Annotated in this window: 27 protein-coding genes and 1 tRNA gene; 11 read left to right on the top strand and 17 right to left on the bottom strand. The window is 67.8% G+C overall.

Annotation, left to right across the window (positions count from 1 at the left end; translation table 11 throughout):
• Positions 1–307: 307 nt before the first annotated feature.
• A tRNA-Arg gene (locus ACZ5CW_RS07480) sits at positions 308–380 on the top strand.
• Positions 381–560: 180 nt separating this feature from the next.
• On the opposite strand, the gene ACZ5CW_RS07485 is transcribed toward ACZ5CW_RS07480, so the two are convergent.
• The 14 genes from ACZ5CW_RS07485 to ACZ5CW_RS07550 all read right to left on the bottom strand — a co-directional run bounded on the left by ACZ5CW_RS07485 (position 561) and on the right by ACZ5CW_RS07550 (position 8,182).
• Entirely contained in the window at positions 561–1,961 is a 1,401-nt protein-coding gene (locus ACZ5CW_RS07485; RefSeq protein ID WP_468599245.1) for a tyrosine-type recombinase/integrase, read from the bottom strand.
• Positions 1,961–2,158, bottom strand: a complete 198-nt coding sequence (locus ACZ5CW_RS07490; protein WP_466728012.1) for a helix-turn-helix transcriptional regulator — start codon at positions 2,156–2,158, stop codon at positions 1,961–1,963. Before ACZ5CW_RS07490 ends, ACZ5CW_RS07485 begins: the two co-directional genes overlap by 1 nt.
• Positions 2,155–3,615 carry a replication initiator gene (locus ACZ5CW_RS07495; RefSeq protein WP_468599247.1) on the bottom strand — a complete coding sequence of 487 codons (1,461 nt, stop codon included), beginning with the start codon at positions 3,613–3,615 and terminating at the stop codon, positions 2,155–2,157. The genes ACZ5CW_RS07490 and ACZ5CW_RS07495 overlap by 4 nt, the downstream gene beginning before the upstream one ends.
• Positions 3,612–3,815, bottom strand: a complete 204-nt coding sequence (locus ACZ5CW_RS07500) for a hypothetical protein (RefSeq protein ID WP_468599249.1) — start codon at positions 3,813–3,815, stop codon at positions 3,612–3,614. Before ACZ5CW_RS07500 ends, ACZ5CW_RS07495 begins: the two co-directional genes overlap by 4 nt.
• Entirely contained in the window at positions 3,815–3,997 is a 183-nt protein-coding gene (locus ACZ5CW_RS07505) for a hypothetical protein (protein ID WP_466728009.1), read from the bottom strand. The genes ACZ5CW_RS07500 and ACZ5CW_RS07505 overlap by 1 nt, the downstream gene beginning before the upstream one ends.
• 86 nt (positions 3,998–4,083) lie before the next feature.
• Entirely contained in the window at positions 4,084–4,635 is a 552-nt protein-coding gene (locus tag ACZ5CW_RS07510; protein WP_468599250.1) for a GGDEF domain-containing protein, read from the bottom strand.
• 94 nt (positions 4,636–4,729) lie between these two features.
• A complete protein-coding gene (locus ACZ5CW_RS07515; protein ID WP_468599252.1) occupies positions 4,730–5,044 on the bottom strand; it encodes a SpdD-like protein in 315 nt (104 codons plus the stop codon).
• A 16-nt stretch (positions 5,045–5,060) separates the two neighbouring features.
• Complete coding sequence (locus ACZ5CW_RS07520) at positions 5,061–5,219, bottom strand: hypothetical protein (protein ID WP_107051289.1); 159 nt, start codon at positions 5,217–5,219, stop codon at positions 5,061–5,063.
• Between the two features lie 11 nt (positions 5,220–5,230).
• Positions 5,231–5,422, bottom strand: a complete 192-nt coding sequence (locus tag ACZ5CW_RS07525) for a mobile element transfer protein (protein ID WP_356861116.1) — start codon at positions 5,420–5,422, stop codon at positions 5,231–5,233.
• 22 nt (positions 5,423–5,444) lie between these two features.
• Entirely contained in the window at positions 5,445–6,113 is a 669-nt protein-coding gene (locus ACZ5CW_RS07530; protein ID WP_468599253.1) for a DUF2637 domain-containing protein, read from the bottom strand.
• Positions 6,113–6,271 carry a hypothetical protein gene (locus tag ACZ5CW_RS07535; RefSeq protein WP_199808486.1) on the bottom strand — a complete coding sequence of 53 codons (159 nt, stop codon included), beginning with the start codon at positions 6,269–6,271 and terminating at the stop codon, positions 6,113–6,115. The genes ACZ5CW_RS07530 and ACZ5CW_RS07535 overlap by 1 nt, the downstream gene beginning before the upstream one ends.
• Before the next feature lie 4 nt (positions 6,272–6,275).
• Positions 6,276–6,413 carry a hypothetical protein gene (locus ACZ5CW_RS07540; RefSeq protein ID WP_158839157.1) on the bottom strand — a complete coding sequence of 46 codons (138 nt, stop codon included), beginning with the start codon at positions 6,411–6,413 and terminating at the stop codon, positions 6,276–6,278.
• Between the two features lie 54 nt (positions 6,414–6,467).
• A complete protein-coding gene (locus tag ACZ5CW_RS07545) occupies positions 6,468–7,823 on the bottom strand; it encodes an FtsK/SpoIIIE domain-containing protein (protein WP_468599255.1) in 1,356 nt (451 codons plus the stop codon).
• A 2-nt stretch (positions 7,824–7,825) separates the two neighbouring features.
• Positions 7,826–8,182: an SCO3933 family regulatory protein gene (locus ACZ5CW_RS07550; protein ID WP_030346257.1), complete on the bottom strand. Its 357-nt coding sequence runs from the start codon at positions 8,180–8,182 to the stop codon at positions 7,826–7,828.
• 147 nt (positions 8,183–8,329) lie between these two features.
• Here ACZ5CW_RS07550 and ACZ5CW_RS07555 point away from each other — a divergent pair, with 147 nt between their 5' ends.
• The 6 genes from ACZ5CW_RS07555 to ACZ5CW_RS07580 all read left to right on the top strand — a co-directional run bounded on the left by ACZ5CW_RS07555 (position 8,330) and on the right by ACZ5CW_RS07580 (position 14,499).
• A complete protein-coding gene (locus tag ACZ5CW_RS07555; protein ID WP_466727999.1) occupies positions 8,330–8,698 on the top strand; it encodes a GntR family transcriptional regulator in 369 nt (122 codons plus the stop codon).
• A gap of 234 nt (positions 8,699–8,932) precedes the next feature.
• Positions 8,933–10,147, top strand: a complete 1,215-nt coding sequence (locus ACZ5CW_RS07560) for a helix-turn-helix domain-containing protein (RefSeq protein ID WP_468599258.1) — start codon at positions 8,933–8,935, stop codon at positions 10,145–10,147.
• 19 nt (positions 10,148–10,166) lie between these two features.
• Positions 10,167–10,652 (top strand): NUDIX domain-containing protein, encoded by a 486-nt coding sequence (locus ACZ5CW_RS07565; protein WP_468599260.1) that lies wholly within the window; start codon positions 10,167–10,169, stop codon positions 10,650–10,652.
• Positions 10,653–11,125: 473 nt separating this feature from the next.
• Positions 11,126–11,989 carry a hypothetical protein gene (locus ACZ5CW_RS07570; protein WP_468599262.1) on the top strand — a complete coding sequence of 288 codons (864 nt, stop codon included), beginning with the start codon at positions 11,126–11,128 and terminating at the stop codon, positions 11,987–11,989.
• 1,144 nt (positions 11,990–13,133) lie between these two features.
• Positions 13,134–13,580, top strand: a complete 447-nt coding sequence (locus tag ACZ5CW_RS07575) for a GIY-YIG nuclease family protein (RefSeq protein ID WP_468599522.1) — start codon at positions 13,134–13,136, stop codon at positions 13,578–13,580.
• Between the two features lie 328 nt (positions 13,581–13,908).
• Complete coding sequence (locus tag ACZ5CW_RS07580) at positions 13,909–14,499, top strand: hypothetical protein (protein ID WP_468599263.1); 591 nt, start codon at positions 13,909–13,911, stop codon at positions 14,497–14,499.
• Between the two features lie 484 nt (positions 14,500–14,983).
• Here ACZ5CW_RS07580 and ACZ5CW_RS07585 read toward each other — a convergent pair whose 3' ends face one another.
• Entirely contained in the window at positions 14,984–15,967 is a 984-nt protein-coding gene (locus tag ACZ5CW_RS07585) for a hypothetical protein (RefSeq protein WP_468599265.1), read from the bottom strand.
• A 602-nt stretch (positions 15,968–16,569) separates the two neighbouring features.
• On the opposite strand from ACZ5CW_RS07585, the gene ACZ5CW_RS07590 reads away from it, so the two are divergent.
• The 4 genes from ACZ5CW_RS07590 to ACZ5CW_RS07605 all read left to right on the top strand — a co-directional run bounded on the left by ACZ5CW_RS07590 (position 16,570) and on the right by ACZ5CW_RS07605 (position 18,890).
• Positions 16,570–17,082, top strand: coding sequence for a hypothetical protein (locus ACZ5CW_RS07590; RefSeq protein WP_468599266.1), 513 nt, complete (start codon positions 16,570–16,572; stop codon positions 17,080–17,082).
• A 7-nt stretch (positions 17,083–17,089) separates the two neighbouring features.
• The gene (locus ACZ5CW_RS07595) at positions 17,090–17,335 is read left to right on the top strand and encodes a hypothetical protein (RefSeq protein ID WP_468599268.1); all 246 of its coding nucleotides are present in this window, start codon (positions 17,090–17,092) and stop codon (positions 17,333–17,335) included.
• Between the two features lie 129 nt (positions 17,336–17,464).
• Positions 17,465–18,424, top strand: a complete 960-nt coding sequence (locus ACZ5CW_RS07600; RefSeq protein WP_468599270.1) for a D-2-hydroxyacid dehydrogenase family protein — start codon at positions 17,465–17,467, stop codon at positions 18,422–18,424.
• A gap of 163 nt (positions 18,425–18,587) precedes the next feature.
• Positions 18,588–18,890 carry a chaplin gene (locus tag ACZ5CW_RS07605; RefSeq protein WP_468599272.1) on the top strand — a complete coding sequence of 101 codons (303 nt, stop codon included), beginning with the start codon at positions 18,588–18,590 and terminating at the stop codon, positions 18,888–18,890.
• Between the two features lie 81 nt (positions 18,891–18,971).
• Here ACZ5CW_RS07605 and ACZ5CW_RS07610 read toward each other — a convergent pair whose 3' ends face one another.
• Both ACZ5CW_RS07610 and ACZ5CW_RS07615 read right to left on the bottom strand, forming a co-directional pair.
• Entirely contained in the window at positions 18,972–19,838 is an 867-nt protein-coding gene (locus ACZ5CW_RS07610) for a tyrosinase family protein (RefSeq protein ID WP_468599274.1), read from the bottom strand.
• A complete protein-coding gene (locus ACZ5CW_RS07615) occupies positions 19,822–20,316 on the bottom strand; it encodes a tyrosinase family oxidase copper chaperone (protein ID WP_468599523.1) in 495 nt (164 codons plus the stop codon). Before ACZ5CW_RS07615 ends, ACZ5CW_RS07610 begins: the two co-directional genes overlap by 17 nt.
• Positions 20,317–20,532: the final 216 nt, after the last annotated feature.

The raw sequence follows: 20,532 nt of genomic DNA on the forward strand, positions 1-20,532 counted from the left end.
CCAATTTTAGGGGAATTCTGAAGCATATAGATATGTCTGCGTGCCGACGGGACAGATCGGACGTAAGGGATGACCGGGACACGGGCACAGTCCAGGCATAACGAGTGCACAACGCCCGGTGCGTCGGAGGCCAAAACCGGTGCACGATTCGTACCTGCCTGCGATTATCAGGACCGCTTCACCGAACCTCCACATCGAGCCACGGAGGCGAAGCGACAGGGTCAGGGAACGAGGAGCCCTATCCTTGTCCCCGGCAACGTCACGGGTCTGCCCACCCAGGGCACCGGGTACGAGGCCACCCCACCAGGCCCCCGTAGCTCAGTGGATAGAGCAGGCGCCTTCTAAGCGCTTGGCCGCAGGTTCGAGTCCTGCCGGGGGCGCCCACTGTGAGCCCTCCCATCGGGAGGGCTTTTTGCTGGTCAGGGGCGGTTTCACACGACCCAGGCGAGCCCCGGACACCCCTTGGTGATCAAGGGCGCGGTCCGGGGCTGTCCGGCTGTCACCGGCTTTTCGCGGGTGGCCGTGTCGAATACGTGTCGAAGTTCCCGGCCCGGGGAAGATCAGCCAGCGCCTGGCGTCTCCGCCTCCGGTAGATCGCCCGCAGCTTCCAGCCGCCGTTTCAAATCAGGCAGCTGGCCGTCGACACAGCGGGCGTAGGTGGCCAGGAGCACGGCGACGCTGTTGCCGGCCCACTCCGCCACCTGGGCGGGCGGGATGCCGTCGTTGAGCCACTTGGTCAACCGCGTGTTGCGGTTGTCGTACACGCGCCGTCCCGTCGGCGACTCGAACACGTGCGGGGGCAGTACGGCCTCGCGCGCACTCCGCCAGGCCCTTCGGATGACGGAACCGGCGAGGATGCCACCGAACTCCCCCTGGAACAGCAAATCACCCGGTCGGAGCTGTTCGTCGGCGATGTGCTGCCGCAGGATGCGCGTCAGGGCCGGATGCCCCGGCACAGTGCGGGTCTCCCCCTCGGCACGGCCTTTCAGGTCGCGCTGCTCGTGGATCTCCCCTGTGTCGGTCCACTGCTTCCCGATCTCCGGGGTCGCCGTGTGGATCAGCAGCTCGCACCACTGGTCGTCGGCGTCGGGCTGGGGCAGGGTCACGTCCTGCACCCGCATGGCGACGGCTTCCTCGGGCCGGGGGCCGCAGTAGTACAGCGTGGCGAAGAAGGCGTGGAGCCGCTTGCCCCCGCGCGGCCGGCGCCGTATCCAGTCGAGGATCGCCGCGGCCTGCTCGGGGTTCAGCAAGGACCGCTTGTCGACGGCGTTCGTGGTCTTCACGACGGCCGTCGACTCCTTGCCCTTGGGCAGTGGGTTGGTCCGCAGGATGCGCCGCCGGACCGCGTGTTTCATGGCGACGTTGAGGATCCGCCGGTTGCGCTTCCGGGACCAGGCCGCCGCCTGCTTGCCGTCGAGGCGGGTGTCGACGGCGCGGAGGACTTGGTCGACTGTTTCCGGATCCTCCCAGGCCGAGACGGGCAGGGAGTTCCGCTCGACCCATCTGAGGATGGCCACCACGTCTCGGGGCGCATCCGGTCGCCGGTTCGTGTTGAACGCCCATTCGCGAAGGGCCGTCCGCACGGCCGCAGGGGCGAACTGGGTGGGCTTGGCCCGCAGCAGCGCGATGGTGGTCGCGGTCAGGGTCTTGGCGATGTTCTTGCGGCTGTTGCCGCCGAGTTGGGGCCAGCGGGCATCCACGTACTCGACGGCGAACCTGTACCAGCTCATAGCGGCCGACTTAGAGCGGTGGGACACCGGGAGGCCTGTGGCGACGACGAAGGCCTCGCCCTTACCTGTGGCGCGGATGAGTTCGGAGCGGAAGCCCTCGGCGAGCGCGACGGTGTTGAAGGGCTCACGCCAGCGCTTGCCCGCGACCACCCATCGCACGGTGTATGTGGTCTTTCTGGTGCCCTTGTAGGTGAGGATCTTGTAGATCTTCACGTCGAACGTCGTCTCCATCAGGCGGCGTCCTCGCAGTCGTCGAGCCAGTGATCGAGGTCGCTCCGCCGGATCCGGAGGTCGCCGTTCGGGAGCTTGATGCAGCGCGGCGCACGGCGCTTGGCCCGCCAGTCGTAGAAGGTCGAGCGCGAGACGGCCAGTTCCTCGCAGACCTCCGCGAGGGTGAGCATGGTGCGCGATCCGGTAGCGGTGGTCATGGTGTGCTCCCTTCGCTGAGCAGGGCTTCGCGGGCGGTGTCGCGGTTGAGCTGGAGGTCACGGGCGATGGTCGCGGCGAGTGCGGATTCGCCGGGAGTGTGGCCGTGGCCGGCGTACTGCCAGTCGGCCAGGACCAGGACCGTGTCCGGCTCGGTGTCGTCCAGACCGAGGGCCTCGCGTTCCTGGGCGGCGCGGTAGTCGGCGCGTTCCTGGCGGAGGGCACCGAGGGTTGTCGAGTAGCAGCGGGACTTCGAGGAGAAGTGGCCGCGGAAGCCGAGCATGTGAGCCCAGCGGGCGAGCTGGCGGTCGGGGTAGAGCGGCTGCAACTGAGCGCAGGCGGTCATGAGCCGGCGGGCGTGGTCGGTGACATCGAGGCGGGCGAGGTCTTCACCCAGGCCGGTGCCGTGGCAGGTGGAGCAGCGGCTCAGTGCGGAGCCAGCGCGGTCGTACCGGCGGGAGCGACCGGTGCCCCGGCACGCGCGGCAGTGGACGGGTGTGTCGGTGGATCCGGTGTTCTCGGCTGCCTTGGTGGCGTACTTGGCGACGTAGGAGGCGACGGCCTGTTCGGTGATGTCGGAGCCGTCCCCGAAGGCCTTGACCGGCCGGACGTCGAGCTGTCGGCCCCAGCGGAAGGTCCGGGCCGGTTGGTCGGCGGCGGCCGGGACGGAGACCGAGGTGTAGGCGTGCGCGGCGGCGGCCCGGATCGCGTCAGTGAGGAGGTCGACCGTGGCCCAGGTCGGCGGCGGGGTGCCGGCGCCGTCCGGTCCGTCGATGCGGATCACCGCATGGAAGTGCAGGGCCCCGCGCTTCTGGAACTCCGCGACCTTGCCGTACGACAGCCGGGCGCATTCCTTCAGTTCCCGCTGTGAGAGGCCGGCGCGGGCGGCGACCTCTCGGCGGAGCCGGTTGGTGAAGCGCTGCCAGAGCTGTCCGGCGTGGTTGTTGAACAGCACTGCGCCCGCGTAGTCGTACGTGTCCGGGTCGAGGGCGGTGCCGAGTGCGGGGTCGTCGGCGGCGTGGCGGGTGCCGCAGCGGCAGACGCCTCGGTCGGGCCGGTTGTGCACGCGGCCGAACGAGGGTGCGGTGAGGGTGGCGAAGACGCGGGGGTGGTCGCGGACGGTGGCGGGGATGTCGCGGCGGTCGTCCCCGGCGAGGCCGGCGCGGATGAGGTGGTAGGTGTCGCCCGCGTAGGTCCAGGCGCAGGAGGGGCAGCGCGAGGCGCGGCGGTTGCCGCAGGCGATGCGCAGACGTCCGCCGGGCTCGTTCTCGGTGGAGTAGTGGTGCAGAGTTTCGCCGGTGGTCTTGTCCTTGTGCAGGACCCAGCCGGTTAGGTGGATGGGGTCGGCGCAGCCGCCGGTGCGGCGGATCTGGTCTTCCCAGCGGGTGTAGTCGGGGGCCGAAGCCACCCTCAGCAGGTCACCGAGGGTGGTCGGGTCGAGCAGTGCTTCCGGGGTCAACGGCGCCATCCTCGCTTCTGCGGGGTGTTGGCGTTGTCGCTGGTGGCGGCGTTGGAGGAGCGGCCGGGGCGGGTGGGCTTCGCGTCTCGGTCGGTGTCGTGCAGGGCGTGTGCCTTGGCGGTCTTCTTGAGGCGGTCGTAGTCGCCGTCCAGTCCGTCGGACAGGTAGCGGTCGACTCCGAGGCTCCAGCGGCGGGGCATCAGACGTTCACCCCCTGGCGGCGGGCGCGGCGGGCGAAGCCGGTGCCCTGGCAGGCCGGGCAGTGGGCGGTGATGGTGCGCAGGTGGCCGCGGCGGTCTCGGCCGCCGAGGGTGATTGCGGCGGAGGCGAAGCCGTCGCAGGCCGGGCAGATCCTCGGCGGGGGCGGGGTGTGGTGGGCCATGATGGTGGTTCCTTTCGATTGCGGTTGGAAGGAACGGCCCCGGGTGGCGGCGTGCTTTGGCGGCTTGTGCGCCACCCGGCGGCCGGTCAGTGAGAGGTGCGCGATCCCCGGCGGCCACGGCCTTTGGACGCGTACATGGCCGCGTCGGCGGCGGCGAGCGCGTCCGTGAGGAGCGGCACCGCCAGCTCCGCGACGGGGCAGACGCCGACTGAGGCGGCCAGCGGGAGGAGGGCTCCGGCGTAGGGCAGCGGCTGGTGTAGTGCGGCGGTCAGCGCGTCGAGGTCGACGGCGGCCAGGTCCCGGATCACGGCAACGAACTCGTCCCCGCCCAGGCGACCGGCGGTGCCGTTGCGTCCGCACCAGGTGCGCAGCCGGGCGGCGATCTCCACCAGGGCTGCGTCCCCGGCGGCGTGGCCGTGGGTGTCGTTGAGGGTCTTGAAGTGGTCGAGGTCGACCAGGAGGACGGCGGCGGTCGGGTGCCGGCGGATGCAGTGCTCGGCGCGGGCGGTCCATCCGGCGCGGGTGAGCAGGCCGGTGAGCGGGTCACGGCGGGCGGATACGAGGCGGCGGGTGAGGATGCCGCCGTGCACGGCCCAGCCGAGTAACGGCACGATGCTCGCGGCCATGTGCAGGTCCATGTCTTTGTCCCTTGGCGATGGCGGTTGGCTTGGCGGAGCCCGGTCCCAGGAGCGGCGGCGTGCTTGGCGGCTTGTGCGTCGCGCCTGGGACCGTTCAGCGGCGGTGCTGCGAGGTGATGAGCGAGCGGATCACCAGGGCGCAGACGGCGACGGATGCGCCGGTGATGGCGACCGCCAGGAGCATGGAGACCAGGACGGCGCCGACGACCAGGACCACGGCCGTGCCGCCGCCGACGAGGGCGAGGACGGCGCCGGGGGTGAGCTGGACGGTGGGCCGGGAGGGGACCTGGGCGGCCGGGGCCGGGGCGGGGGTCTGGTGGTGCTGGAGCACGGTGGTCGGCTCGATGACGGCGGGCGGGGTGACGAGTCCGGTCGGGGTGGGCATAGTCGGGATCTTCGGGCGGAGCATGGCGGGTCTCCCTTCGCTACTTGGTGAGGGCGGTGTCGATGGCGGGGGCGAGGACGCTGTCGGCGAGGAGGTAGCCGCCGAGGAGGAGTACGGCGATGAGCCAGGCCGGCGGGCGGATGAGCTTGACGCCGAGGTAGCCGACGACGGCCAGCGCGAACCAGAGCGGGACCTGCATGGCGGTGTCTCCTAGCGGACGCGGCAGCGGTGGGTGCGGGCGGCGAGCTGGGCGGCGGTCTGGCTGGAGTAGTCGGCGGACCAGCCGCAGCGGTCGGCGGTGCACACGGCGGCGTACTTGGTCCGGCCGTTGCGGTCGCGGTGGGTGCCGATCTGCACGGGGCCGATCCGCATCACGGAGTGGAAGTTGTCGCGGGCGGGCATGGCGGCTGGTTCTCCTTCCGGGTCAGGCGAGCTGGGCGGCGATGGCGTCGGCGAGGTGGGGCGGCACGCCGAGGCGGGCGCGCAGGGTGTCGGTGTCGATGGGGGCGCCGGTGCGGTCGCGGTAGTCGGCGGCGACCTTGCGGGCGTGGTCGACCAGGACGGCGGGAACCGCGGGCACCGGGTCGGCGACCGGGAGCGCCGCCGGTTCCTCCGCCGGGGCCGGGGTGGGCTCCGGGTCCGGGGCGAGTTCGGGGGCCGGTTCGCGGTCGTCCGCGATGTCGGGATCCGGGGCCGGGGCGGGCACCGGCGGTTCGGTCGTCGGTTGCTTGGCGGAGTGGGCGAGAAGGGTGCCGCCGAGGAAGGCCAGGGCGGGCCATCCGGCGATGCCCAGGCGCAGCAGGGCGGGCGGGTCGGCCAGGTCGAGGAATCCGGCGGTGGCGACGTTGGCGCCCAGCGAGGCGAAGAGGGCGATGAGGAACCAGCACCAGGCCAGCCGGGACGGCCCCTCACTGCGGAGGCGTCGCCAGGCGGCGACCAGGAGCAGGTCGACGGAGACGGGGTAGGCCCAGGCCTTCCAGCCGTCCTGTCCGGCAGCGGCGGCCAGGTCGTGCAGGTGGGCGAAGGACAGGGCTCCGGCGATGACGGCCTGGACCAGGACGGCGTCCACGCGTAGACCGTGACGGCCGGCCATCAGGACTCCTCACCGGTCGGCGGCTGCGGGAGCGAGGCCGCCAGGGAGGGGCTGACGGCGTCGACGAAGTCGAGGTCCGCACCGGTGGTGTCGGCGTAAAGGGCGAGTTGACCCAGGAGCAGGACGGTGCGGGCGAAGTCCTCGCAGTCAGGGCACACGGCGTCAGTCCTCTGGGGTGTCGTCGGCGGCGGTCTCGTACCAGGGGCAGTCGCGTTCGTCGTGGTCGATGCCGGTCTCGGCGCCGTCGAGGTCGCCGCAGTGCTCGCAGAACATCGGGAGGGCCTTTCTGGGATCAGGCATGGCAGGGGTAGGACCTGGCGCGAAAGCGGTCGCGCCCGCCGGGGAGCGGGGTGGTCAGGCCGTGGCAGGCGCCGTCTTGGACACCGACACTGCGGTTGCAGCGAGGGCGGTCAACTCCGGCCGGAAGGGAGTCAGCTCGGGCAGGTCCGGGGTGCGGTCGGCGTGCCGGTTGCAGGTGTTGACGGCCTGCCGGAGCGAGGTGTGCGGGGCGCGGATGCGGTGCCAGCCGCCGGTGGAGTCCCCGGCGATGGCGAGTCCGCGCAGTTCGGCGGGGATCTGGATGGCGGCCAGGACGGCGTCCGGGGAGATGTCGCCGAAGGCCATGTTGGCGCTCGTCTCGTCGTTGACGCGGTGGGCCGTGCGGCCGGTGAGCTGGGCGCGGAGCATGGTGATGCCTTTGCCGAGTTCGGAGCCGAAGCGCTGCCCGCAGATCTCCAGGTAGATGCCGGCGGCGCGGCCGAGCTGGGCGAGGCGGACCAAGGCGGTGATGATCCGGTCGCGGCGCTTCTCCTCGTCCTTGTTGGCGTACAGGGCGAGTTCGGCGACCTCGTCGACCAGGACCACGACCGGAACTGGCCGCAGGTGCTCGGGCAGGTCCCAGATGTCGGCGGCTATCTCGGCGTCCGGGACGCCGGCGGTGATGCGCTGTTCGGCACGGATGAGCTGGTAGACCCCTTCCATGCGAGCCACGAGCGCGTCCAGCAGCTCGGCGGCGGTGTCGGGGTTGTCGGCCAGGGCGGAGAACCGGCGGGCCAGCGGGAACAGCTCGACGCCTTGCTTGCAGTCGATGCCGACCAGGGCGACGTCCATCGAGGCGAGCCCCGCGACCAGGTTGCGTTGATAGACGGACTTACCCGACTCGGTGGCACCGAGGGTGAGGGCGTGCGGAACGGCACGGTAGTCGCGGTAGTGCACCGAGCCGTCCTCGCGCAAGGCGACCGGGACCCGCATCGGCCGGGTATCGACCTTGGCGGGCATCTGCACCCGCTTGAGGACGTCGTAGCCGGTCATCCGCACTTCCACGACACCGGAGCGCAGCTCACGCGAGGTGACGCCGTACATCGAGAACGAGTGGCGCAGCCGGTCCGAGGCAGCGGCGACGTCGAAGGCGTCCTGGCCGGGGCGCAGTCCCAGCCGCAGGATCAGGCCGGTCCGGGTCGGGCTGAACCGCAGGATGCGCGGTGGGCGGGACTCGGGGACCGGCCGGTTGGCCATCCGGGCTAAGGCCAGTCGCCAGCGTGAGGGCGGGACGGTCAGCCCGCAGGCGTCCATGACGGAGGCGTAGCGGATCAGGACCCGCAGGCTTGCCAGAGTGACGCCGAAGGTCAGCCAGTACCAGGCGGGGCGCCGCCACCGCAGGAGACCCGCAGCGGCGACGACCAGCACCAGAGCGACCGTGAACGCGGCCATGATCAGGCCGCCTTGGAGTTCGCGGCGGCGGCGACGAGGGACGTGACCGCGACGGCGCGGAAGGCGATGCCGTGGCGCTTCTGGCCGTTGAAGTCGTTCTCCCACGGCCGGGCGATCAGGCCCGTGAGCGCGACCGGGGTACCCATGGTCAGCTCACCGGAGATGCCCGGTTCGGGGACGGTGATGGACAGGATCTCCACCTCGTCGTTGGCCGCGAACATCACGTCGACGGTCATCAGCTTCGCGCCGGTCTCGACGTCAGTGGCGATCTCGCCTGTACGGCGATCCTTGACCTTGGGCTGCGGGGTCTTGGCGACCATCACGGTCGCGGCGGAGGTGTCGACGGGGATCTGACGCATGAGCGCGCTCCTAGAGGCTCGAACTTGACGTACTTAGTACGTTGGCTCGCCACGAGGGTGCACCTAACCCACTTAGTACGTCAAGTGCTTCTCGACGGGTGTTGGTTGGATGTGCTGCACTTGGTGCGACAAGCACTGAGAGGGGCTATGGCCGAGTTCACCGGGCGGGCGAAGTACCTGGAGATCGCCGACGACTTCAAGAGGCGGATCCGGCAGGGAGAGCTGGAACCCGGCACCAAGCTGCCGTCCGAGACCGAGCTGATGAACGAGCATGACGTCTCGCGGACCGTGGCCCGCCAGGCGATCTCGCGGCTCCGTGAAGACGGCTACGCGATCTCCCACCAGGGCAAGGGCAGCTTCGTCACCCTTCCCGAGGAGCCCCGCCAGACGAAGCACAGCCCGGAGTTCGAGGAGATCGCCGCCTATCTGTCCGACGTGCGGCGCGAGGTGCGTCGGCTCGCGGAGCGGATGGATCAGCTTGAGCAACTGGTGCGTAAGCAGCCGCAAGACGGCTGACCAGCTCGTCGGCACGGCGTGCGATGACGTTCACCTCCTCGGCCAGCTCCTTCACTTCTCGGGTCAGCTCCACCACTTCGGCCGGCGTCAGCGGCATCGTGGCTCCTTCGTCGCGTGTTCGGCCTGGCGACCTCTCGGGGTAGCTACGACGCTAGGAGCGAGGCGGCGCACTACCCCGGAAAATTCCTCCGGGGTCCCATAGGGAGATGGGAAGACGCTCTAGCCATGCGAGGAATGACGACGAACCTGACGATCGGTGAACGAGTCGCTTGGTACCGCCGAAGGCGGGGGATCTCCCAAGAGGTCCTGGCCGGACTGGTGGGCCGCACGGTGGACTGGCTGAGCAAGGCGGAGAACAACCGGATCGAGCTGGACCGGCTCTCGGTCATCAAGTCGCTCGCCGACGCCCTGGACGTGACGCTCGGCGACCTGCTGGCTGAACCCACCCTCTTGGAGTGGACGCCCGACGGCGGCACCCGCACGGTGCCGGCACTCCGCTCAGCCCTCATGAACTACCGCCAGCTGACACCGCTGTTGGGCGTCGCCACCGAAGGCGAGCCGACGTCGCTCGACGAGCTGAGCCGCAATGTCGCAGAGGTCTGGGACGCCTACCAGGAATCGCGCTATGGCTTCGCGACCCGGCGCCTGCCGCTGCTGCTAGCCGACGCACTCATCGCTGCCCAGTCGTACCAGGGCCGGGAGCGAGAGCGGGCACACGAGTTGATGGCTATGACGTACCAGGGCGCGGCCATGGTGCTCACCAAGCTCGGGGAGACCGACCTTGCATGGATTGCGGCCGACCGCGGCTTGGCAGCAGCACAGCAGTCCGGCAACCCGGTCGTCATCGGTTCTCTCTTCCGGTCCGTCGCGCACTGCCTGCTGTCCAACGGCCGATTCGACGCAGCCGTGCAGTTGGTCGGAGACGCGGGCGAATACCTTCGGCCGGGTCTCCAAGAGTCGACGCCCGAGTTCCTGTCCATCTACGGGACCCTGTTCCTGGCCGGGTCCATGGCCTCAGCCCGGGCGGACGACCGGGCCACGACGCGGACCTTCCTGGACGAGGCGAAACGGGCAGCCGACCGACTCGGCACCGACGCCAATCACGTCTGGACCGCCTTCGGGCCGACGAACGTCGCCATTCACCGAGTGGCCACGGCGGCCGAGCTGGGCGACATGCAGGTAGCGGTCGACCTCGGCCCGCAGATCGACACGACCGCACTGCCGACGGAACGTCGTACACGGCACAACCTCGAAGTAGCGCGAGCCCTCAGCGCCCACAACCGGATGGACGACGCGCTCGCCAAGGTCCTCGAAGCGGAGAGCTGGGCACCGGAACAGGTGCGGAGCCATTACCTGGCGCGGGAGCTGGTGCTCACCTGGGTGCGAGGACAGCGCGGCCGGCCGAGCCGGAACCTGGCTGACCTGGCCGACAGGCTGCGCGTGGTCTGACCTGGGTACCCTCGGCTGCATGGCGCCGAATGCACACGAAGCGAAGATGGCGCATCCGCGTATGGCAGCGGGTGCGCTCTTCTTTGATGCCGCCGGGCGGGTCCTCATGGTGGAGCCCTCTTACAAGGACTACTGGGAGATCCCCGGCGGGTACGTCGAGACCGGTGAGTCTCCGCTGCACGCCGCCATCCGCGAGGTCCAGGAGGAGCTGGGGATCACCCCGCCCATCGGACGCCTACTCGCGGTCGACTGGGCCCCCAACGAGGCCGAGGGCGACAAGGTGCTGTACCTGTTCGACGGCGGCCAGCTCAGCCAGGACCGGTTGGCGAGCATCAAGCTCCAGCTGGACGAGCTAAGGAGCTTTGCCTTTGTCTCTGCGGACCAGCTGGCCGAGCGGACCATCCCACGACTGGCCCGACGCATCAGGGCGGCTGTCGAGGCGAGGGGAAGCTCTGCTCCGGTTTACTTGGAGCACGGCGAGGAGCCGAAGAGCCGGGCTGCGTGATCGATTCCTCGATGCCAGGTCACTAGCGCGGTAAGACTTTCCCTACATCATTCAAGGCCCGCGCACGGCGCGGGCGCGCGCCGCCTTGTCGGCGGGGCCGCCGCCCTGTCTTCGCCAGCGGCGACCCCGCCCGGCGGCGCGCTGCGTGCATACGGGCGAAGGCAGGAAAACCCGCTGTGGCTGAGGCCGGTCGGCTCCACGACTTTAGCCAGCCACTTTGGCGCGAGCCTCGCAGATCATGGCCCCAACGTCGTGCTTTACCGGGCAGGTCCACAGACTGCCCGACGCGCCGGAAGCTTACGGGGCCATGATCACTCGCGCCAAAGCAGCTCCCGGCCAAAGTCGCTCCACCGACCTCACGTGCATGGCTACCGACGTTCACTCGAACGCCACCCTCGCCGCGCTTGGTCCGCCATCGGAGCCGACAATGGAAGGAGCTATACATTCAAGTCACATTGAAGGCGGGTTCACCCGTGACGATAAGGGAGAATCGACCTCAACCCACAATGCCGTGCAGCGACCGAATCTGGTCGATCGCAAAGATCGCCGCCGACGCAACCGGGAATCCTCTCGATCTATACACGGCCGAGATGCGAGCTGTTCAGAGCACGGCATCCCGCCGCATGCATGCGGCGGCGTCAGAACAAAAGGCTACCGAGTTGGAGGGCCAGATCAGGGAAGATGTGGAATTGCTGATTCTGCGCGCCCGTGCCGAGGCCGCCAGGTGGCGCGCAGAAGCAAGGAAGAAGGAGCTAGAATGTGAAGTTCGACAGCGTCGCAGGTCTAAGGAAGCCCGCGAGTTCGAAGAGCGACGAGCTAAGAGCGAAGAGACGATAGCCCTCATCAGCGACCCGGGCCTCAGGGAGTCGGCGGAGCAACAGCAGGAGTTGCTGAACGTTATGCATGAGCGCTCCGAAGAGGCCCGCAGATTTCTGGAGGCCGTTGAAGCGGCCGACGTCAACTTCCACGACCTATTTGCGCGGCAGAGCGATGCGGCGGCAAAAAGGGTATCACGCATCAGATGGGAGTTCTCTTTCTCGCGCCTCCTGAAATTTGCTTTTATTTTTCTGGCTTCATTCTGCCTCCTGGGCCTTGGGGTGGATATGGCGATCGGTCTTTTCCACCTTGAATCTTGGGCCCTATTGATTGCGTTTGCCGCCTTCGTGGCAGGAGAACTTTTCGTTTCTCGAACCGCTGAACAAATTGATCAAAGGTACTGCGGCTGGCGCCTCCGTAGCAGCATCGTCTGCAAGGTGGCTCTTTTTGAGGCGACCTGGAGAGTTTCAGATATATCAATCAGAGCCCTTCAAGAGAAGCGCAACCAGTCACACTCTTGAAGCAGGCACGTTGACGGCAGCGACACTCGGCAGCCTGGCAGGATGCCATGGTCCAGCCGGGGCGCCCGTCTGGCCCGCAGCGGGAAGCGAACGCTCAAGGAATCTCTCCCAACGCACGAGCACCCTCCCGGGCCGTCCTGGGGCCGTGGAAGGGCGCTCAATTTGTGACCGACGCCGACAGCTCGGCAGCAGGTCAGGACGTTGATCGGGTAGGCGGCCGCAGGTCACGGCCGCCGGTGATCAGTTGTGGCTGAGCTGGACCACCGCTTCCCGGCGAGGGCGTGGCCGAACACTGCAGTGACGGCCTGGGGTAGCCACACCCAGCGCGCATGGCATCGGAAGAACCTTGCCGCCGGCACTCGCGCCACTGGGTGGTCGAAGCGCCCATCGCATCTTGCTTGAACCCAGAGCGTGACGCCGCGGAACGCACCATACTGGGCTCAGCTGAGGGAGGGGGCACTACTGATGCTGAGACGGTGGGCACAGCGGCGTTACAACAAAGTTCAGGCGGAGTACTGGCAGAGCATCGAGCCCGTGCTTGAGCCAGGAGAACGGAAGATTGCCAGTGCGCCTGCACGGAACCTTTCGGACGGCCCGCAGGATGGCGTCCTATTCCTCACGGACCGAACCATCTACTGGGGTGCATGGCTGGGAGAGGGAAGACGGACCAGGCCCATGTTCGCGCAGGACCTTCGAGAGTGTCCGAGTGCACGCATCGGCGAGCATGGCACCTTGGACGTAGCAGTGAGTGGCGAGCACGTTGGGTCGTTCGCCTCGTTCGCGCCAGCCCCTGGAGCCCAATGGGGCTTCACCGAGTTCTGCAAGAGCTTCGGCCAAGCCATGGCGAACACCAAAGAGTTGCCACCGGCCACGGAACCACCCTCTAGCGGCGCAGGAGGCTAGGTAGCGACGTCTGGACGATGTCCGCCAGGTGCCGTGCCAGCAGTCATCAGAGGGTCAACCGCTTGATCACGAATGGCCTTCTGACCACTGATGGAACGCTCTCACTCCGTGCGGAGTACTGCGGTGATCCGCTATGGCGCAGACTCAGTGCCTGATACACGGCCGACCTCTTTACACCAGGCGAGGGTCGCCGGTTACGCAAACACAACGGAGTTGCATGACATCGGGGGTGGGATCATCAATGGGTGGGAGACCGGAGTTCCTTGACATCGATAGACGATGCACACCGGGTCTCTACGGCCCACGTGGAACACGACCGGGTCACGAATACTGGACTGAGTGCAAGCACGCCAACAGATGTGGATGGATCTATGTCATTGAGTTCTCCGATGGAGTGATCAAAGTAGGACGAACAACGGACGCACGGCAGCGCATCAAGAGGCACCACTGGGACGCCCAAAAACGAGGTACCGAGCTTCGTCGCTGGTGGATATCTGTGAAGCACTCCAATACACCTGAAACAGAGAGTGTTCTTAAGAAGTGCTGTTCGCGTCACTGGCAGCTTTTCGACGGCGATGAGTACTTCGCTAAGGCCGACTTCGACATGGCCGTGACCTACGCCATGTTCTTTCGTTACTCACGCCCATGCCACAGAGAGATGCTCCGCGAGGCACTCCTGCCGCGGTGAGCGAGACCGGTACGCGGAACACGACGAAACACGTGTGGCATCACTACAGGGCAGCAGACGTCTGGCTCACTGCAGCTCTCCCCTCGGCTCCCTACCTTGGCAAGAACCTGTCGTACGGCTGATGTCGCCTGTCGGCTTGTTGCCGACCCGTGGACCATCTGTGGACTTGAACAGGCTCTCCTATGTGGTACATGGTCGCGACCATCAGCAACGCTAGAGGCGCACGGGCCCTCGGAGCCGCATGCAGGGGGCGCGATGCACCGGGAAACCTCTCCACAGATCAGTAAAATTCAAGTGCTCATCCTGGTGGTGTCTCGATGATGTCCTGATGGATGAGGCGAAAGCGACATTGATCGTTGGTGGCGTGGGACTGCTGGGAGTCATCGTGTCGACTGCCGGCGCTTGGTTGGCTAGCCGTCATGGAGCCGCTAAGGCAGTCGAGGCGGCCAAAGTGCAGCTTGATGCAGCCAGGGTTCAGGTGGCCGCACAGCGTACAGCCGACTGGGGGCACTGGGAGCGAGAGCGGCGGAGCCAGACTCTCATGAACATGCTCGACCAGGTTGCGACCATAGACAGCACTTTGAGAACCGCAGGAGTGAAGCTGACTCTCGGCGAGGCGCCAGCCAATGCCGTGCACGAGCAGTTCATGACGGCCAGTGGTTTGCTGCTGCGCAACGTTTTCCATCTGGGCGTCTGGGGACCGGAGCAGGCTCGAATAAATGGCCAGAACCTCATCGCCCTCACGCATCGCATCTACGACGCGTGGGCCCGGTGGGAAGGTGCACTGAACGCGGGTGCCCCTGTGGCGGACTACAGCGAAGCCTTTCAAGCGGGTCGGCAGGCTTTTCAGGGACAATGGGGTCAGTTGATCGATGCCGCCAAGCAATCTCTCAGGGCACCAGAAGACGGTGACCCCTAGCCGGGGTAGCCGCGAGCCCGAGGCGCCTGTGCCAGGCCCGTGCCAGATCGTACGGGGAACCGCGGGGAACACCAGGGAACCGGTCGACTATGCGCCGTGCTCCCTTGCGTCCCAGTGCCATATCTACTCCCCGCGGCCCCGGGATGCTAGCGGACCCAGCTCAACGAAGGCCCGGGGTGAAATTCGGGCCGCCTCTGGGCCGTCCAAGGTCGGCCAACGCCAACCGACAACGACAGAAGCCCACAGCATCTGAGCTAGTCAGAGCCGTGGGCTTCCTTAGTCCTGCTGGTCAGCCGAGGGGTTGATCAGTAGACCGGCTACTGAGAGAGCTGCTGCCCAAGGTCTACCGCGTGGCTGCTCAGCCGGCGCCCCTTGACCCTCGCAGCAGCAGCGAAGTACAGCAACCTCGTCGCCCCGCGCCACCCATCGGTGCCCCCAGCCATCCGCCGCACCAGCCCAGGAGACCTCGGCAACTCCGGTGACCTTACGAGATATCCAGGCCGGGAATTTCGTAGTGCGGGTCTGGAAGTGACACACCCCATCTAGCGAGTGCGTCGTTAATTTCCTTGGCCAGCCGCAAAGAGGTATCGCGGCGAAGATGAGGATTTAGCCCCCCATCGCGTGACGCATCATAATCGGGCATGAAAGGCCAGAGGTCAACTTTCCTGGGATCGATGCCCAGCAATGAGCACACATGCCTCAACCCAGAGTCCACGTGGCCACCTTTGCCTCGCTCGGCAGCGAGTCTTCCGCAGAGATCCATGAGGGCATACCCCTTGGGTGACACTTCATAAATGGTTCCCGATTTTCGAGGATCCGGGCTTCGGACGATGAATCCCGTAAGATTCAGACGGATTATCCTCTCCTTTACCGGAGTGACCCCGACGCCCATCCGCTTTCCGAGCTTCGTGTAGTTATCAAAGCCAGATGCTTCGACTTGCGCCAATACGGAGAGACTGAGGCCACACATTCCACTCCACGTTGCGAAGGAAGCCACATCACTCTCAGTGATGCCACCGAGAACGACTGCAAGCAGGAGATCACGGGACAACGAGTTTTCAAGATCCGAGTAAACTAGACTCCTATGGCTCTCCGAGTCAGCGTCAAAGTCTTCTGGAACCCAGAATACGCGCAGCCGGTCAAGCCTGTCTGCCAGCCCGGCTTTTTTATAGTCGGAGATAGCCTCGTACAGCACCGCCTTATTCTTCATGGTAGTGCGGGCAACATAGACGAGGATATCTGATTCCGCTTCAGAAAGCAGCATTCTGATATCTTTGTCGATACCCTCGTTATGCTTCCAGAGCGTCTGCCCCGAAACAGCCCTCTTCCAATTAGTGGCGAGATTGCAAGCGAGATCAAAACGTTTACGATCCGCCTCTTTATATGCGTAAAGACGGGACTCCGATGTATTCTCAAGAATTTGCAGAACTGCATCGGAAAGAAAAGCGTGCTCGGCCGACTCCGCCACTTTGCCCCTCCCAGGTTGCCGCCGTCAGTTGGATGGTACGAGGCGCCACTGACAGATGGGCTTGGGAGGTGAGCCGACGTGGAAGCCCTTCACGGCCGGTGCACATTCGCTGCGCCGCTCCCCATCAGTCGAATACGTGTCGACGTTGCTGATCAGCGACTCAAAGGCGAGCACTCCCCCGCAGGTCAGAGCCGTACCGCCGCCGAAGCGCTCGGGGTCCTTCTAAGCGCTTGGCCGCAGGTTCGAGTCCTGCCGGGGGCGCCACCCTATGGTCAGCTCTGCCTGGGCATCCTGCACCCGGCAGCGCACTGCGGCGCAGCACGGGCCGCACAGGGCAGCAGCGCCTGGCCCGGTCAGTGTCGCCCCTGCCGATCGCCGGGGCCTCCCCGTGCGCCGACTTCGGTGATCCTTCGCCCCGTACAGGTCGCCTCCGGGCGAGAACCTTGGCACCCACCACGCGATCAGCGGTTCCGGGCCCGCTGGAGAAGTGACACCCCGCCGTGAACGTTTTTGCCGGTCAGCTCCCCTGCGCCTTGATCACTCACGCCGGTGAACCGACCCGGAATCCTGCAACGGACCGGTACGGGCTCCGGTTGTTCCAGGTGCTCATCAGAAAGATCACCGGGAGGGGACCCGCCTCGGTCACGCAGTACGTCACGCAGCACCGCACCCGCCTCGTCACGGCTCTTGGCGCCGCAGGAGCCCTCGTCCTCACCGCCCCGACAGGCGCGCACGCCACCGCGATCGGGTCCGCTCCCGTTCGTACCTTCGAGTACAGCGTGGGTGGTGTGACCATGAAGGTTCCGACCGGCTGCATGTTCACGCACATCCTCCGGGGAAGCGGCAAGAAGATCACCTACCAGAACGCCGGCGTTGACTGTGCCTTCGTCGGGGCGCTCAGCAGCGGCTTCTGCAACTGGCGCATCGACTTCACCTACACCGATACCGACAACCACACCTACCGCACGTCCCGTGGGCGGACGCACAGCGAGTGCAAGGTCGATCCGATGCGGAACAACTCTCTTCAGAAACTGCCCCGTTACGGCAAGGCGTGCGCCCATCTCCGCGTCAACGGAGTGCGCCGCGTGAGCCAGTGTCACCACATCACGAAGTGAGTTGCACATGACCGAGCAGCGACAGGATCAGAAGTCGGGCGGAGCGCAGGAGACTCGGCGGCGTCGGGCAGGGATCGACGCGTTCCTCGTGGGTCTCGTCGTCGCGCTGGCCTTCTTCGCCTTCTTCCCCGGCCTGCCGCACGTCATCGACTGGGGAGCCCTTCTCGCGTCTCTCGCGGTGGGCGTCCTTGCCCGATGGGCCTGTTTGTCCCGCATGTCGAAGGGGGCTGAGAAGAGGTCGGAACGCGTGTGATCGCCTCGGTGGAGCCCTGGGGGTTCCACCGACGGTCCCTCCCCCGGGGCGACCTGCGGGAGGCCTACCTCACCCCCATCCCTGACCGGCGGTTACAGTCGCTGCGGGAAGCCTGAGGGGAGAGGTGACGTGCGACTTCGCTGTGCGGTGCTGGACGACTTCCAGGGGGTGGCCGCCGGGATGGCCGACTGGTCGGTGATCGCGGACGAGGTCGAGGTCGTCGCGCTGCGCGAGCACCTCGACGGCGAGGACGCCCTCGCCGCGGCTCTCGCCGACCACGACATCGTCGTCACCCTGCGCGAACGCGTCCCCTTCCCCGCCTCGCTGATAGCCCGCCTCCCCCGGCTGAAGCTGCTCATCGCCTCCGGCATGCGCAACGGCGTCATCGACTACGCCGCCGCCGAGGCGCACGGCGTCACCGTGTGCGGTACGGCGAGTTCGGGCACCCCGCCGGTCGAGCTGACCTGGGCGCTGCTGCTGGGCCTGGCCCGCGGGATCGTCGAGGAGAGCAACGCGCTGCGCGCGGGCGGCCCCTGGCAGTCCACGGTCGGCGCCGACCTGCACGGCAGCCGGCTGGGCCTGCTGGGACTCGGCAGGATCGGCAGCCGCGTGGCCCGGGTCGCGCTCGCCTTCGGCATGCGGGTCAGCGCCTGGAGCCAGAACCTGACCGAGGAACGCGCCGAGGAGGTGGGCGTCGAACTGGCCCGCTCCAAGGAGGAGTTGCTGGCCGGCAGCGACTTCGTCTCCATCCACCTGGCCCTCGGCGACCGCACCCGGGGCCTCGTCGGCGCCCCCGAACTCGCCCTGATGAAGCCCACCTCCTACCTGGTCAACACCTCCCGCGCGGCGATCGTCGAGCAGGACGCCCTGCTGGCCGCGCTGCACGACGGCCGGATCGCGGGGGCCGGCGTCGACGTCTTCGACATCGAGCCGCTGCCCGCCGGCCACCCGATGCGCACCGCGCCCCGCCTGCTCGCCACACCCCACCTCGGCTACGTCTCGCACGCCAACTACACGACGTACTACGGCCAGGCGGTGGAGAACATCCGGGCCTATCTGGCGGGTGCACCGATACGACGGCTGCCCTGAACCCGTGCACGAGCCTCTCCCCCGGACCGGCCTGGGCCTCCGCGCCGTTGAAAGGGTGATCCCCGGCTGATCACCGTGACCGCGTCCACGCGGCACCGTTGAACGGGAGGTGTGGCGGCTGACCTGCCGCTGCGTCTTCCCGGACAACGAAAAGGAGAACGTGATGTCTCGCATCGCGAAGGCAGCCGCCGTCGCTCTCGGCACCGGTGCCGTGGTGGTCAGCGGAGCCGGGCTGGCCATGGCCGACGCGGGCGCGGCGGGCGGAGCTGCCGACTCGCCCGGCGCGCTGTCCGGCAACGCGGTTCAGGTTCCGGCCCACATTCCCGTCGACGTGTGCGGGAACACGATCGACATCGTCGGCCTGCTCAACCCTGCCTTCGGCAACCGCTGCCTCAACGCCGGCGACCAGGACGACAAGATCCCCGGCACCCCGGGCCCGTGGGACGACGGCGGCTACGGCGGCTGATCCGACCGCACGGACAGGGCAGGGCCCCGGCACTCCGAGCGCCGGGGCCCTGCCGCTTCCGCTTCCGCTTCCGCTTCCGGCTCACGCGTACCGGTAGATCCGGCTCACGTCGTCCAGCCGGTCCGGTGTCTCGTCCCACGGCGGAAGCTTCTGGTGCCGGGCCACGACCCGCTCGTGCTGCCTGTCGGTGACGCCGGGCGGCTGCGCGGGCAGGTAGCGGTGGCTGCGGTGGGCGCGCTGCCAGCGGTACCACTGCAGGTCCAGGAAGGCGTGGTGCAGCCAGAACACCGGGTCGTTGACCGAGGCGCCGCCGAGCATCGCGCCGCCGACCCAGCGGTGCACCCGGTTGTGGTTGCGCCAGGACGCGCTGCCGCTGCCGCTTCCCCAGCCCTCCAGCTTGTTGCGGAAGCCCTTGCGGACGGTGGAGTCCCAGGGCCACGCGTCGTAGACGGGGTCGTCGAGCGCCCACTTCAGCTCGCTCATGGTGGGCAGCTGGATGGGAGCGGCGGAACGGCCCAGGTCCCGGGTGAGGAACCTGCCGTCCGTGATGCCTTCCCTGATGGTCCAGTGTCCCCCCGCATAGGCGAACGGCCCCGTCATGACCTGCCGGTCGGAGCGCCGGCCGTTGCCGCCGAGCAGATCCTTCGTCCAGGGCACGGACCGCGTCGTGCGGTCCCGCGTCCAGTCCCAGTACGGCACCGTCACCGAGGAGTCCACGCGGCGCAGCGCCCGCTCCAGTTCCAGCAGGAACCTGCGGTGCCAGGGCAGGAAGGAGGGGGTCATGTGGGCGGTGCGCAGGCCGTCCTCGCCGTCGGCGGTGTAGAAGTCGATGTGCAGGCGCACGAACTCGTCGTACTCGCCGCGGCGTTTCAGCTCCAGCAGCGCGTTGACGAACCGCCGCCGCTCGCCCGCGGTGAGCGTGCGCACATCCCTACGCACGTACGCCATGCTGTCCCTCCCTGTGCAGGTGGCCCCCGGCGTGTCCGCCGCCGATCAGGCCCGGCGCCAGGTCGCGCAGCCGCTGGCCGGGGCCGATCTGGTCGACCGCCGCCCGCGTCGCCTCCAGCGGGGTCGGGTACGACGTGTAGTGGTCGGCCATGCTCAGCCAGGTGCCGTCGGCCCGGCGCATCAGGTGCAGCGGGCGGCCGTCGATGGTGATCTGCCAGTTGCCGTCGGCCGCCCTGCGCCCCGCGACCGGCACCAGGAACCCCTGGATACGGCGGCCCCGGTAGGTCTCCTCGAAGGAGCCGCCGCCGGAGCCCTTGGCCGGGGGCAGGGGCCGGGACGCTGCGACGACCGGGGCCAGTGCCAGGGCGGCGGCGGAGGCCAGCAGCCCCCGCGTCACCTCCCTGCGCGGCGGTCTGCTCCCCGCTGCTGGGATCCGTGGTTCCGTGGCCACGGCCACTCCGCCGGCACCGACGACCATCGCGCACTCCTCGTCCGGGTTCCAGATCATGTCCGTACCCGTAACCGAAGGAAGGCTGAGGGAGTCACCGCCGGGGGGCCATCCGGCGGGTACGGCGGCAGATGCGGGTGAACCGGGTCGACCAGTCGGCTCAGGCGGGCAGGCGCACCGAGGCCACCACCGGCCCGCGGAGACGACCGCCCGGCGCGCCCGGACGCGGTCGGACGCGGCAGCGGG

It is taken from the genome of Streptomyces sp. NPDC031379 (assembly GCF_055569615.1).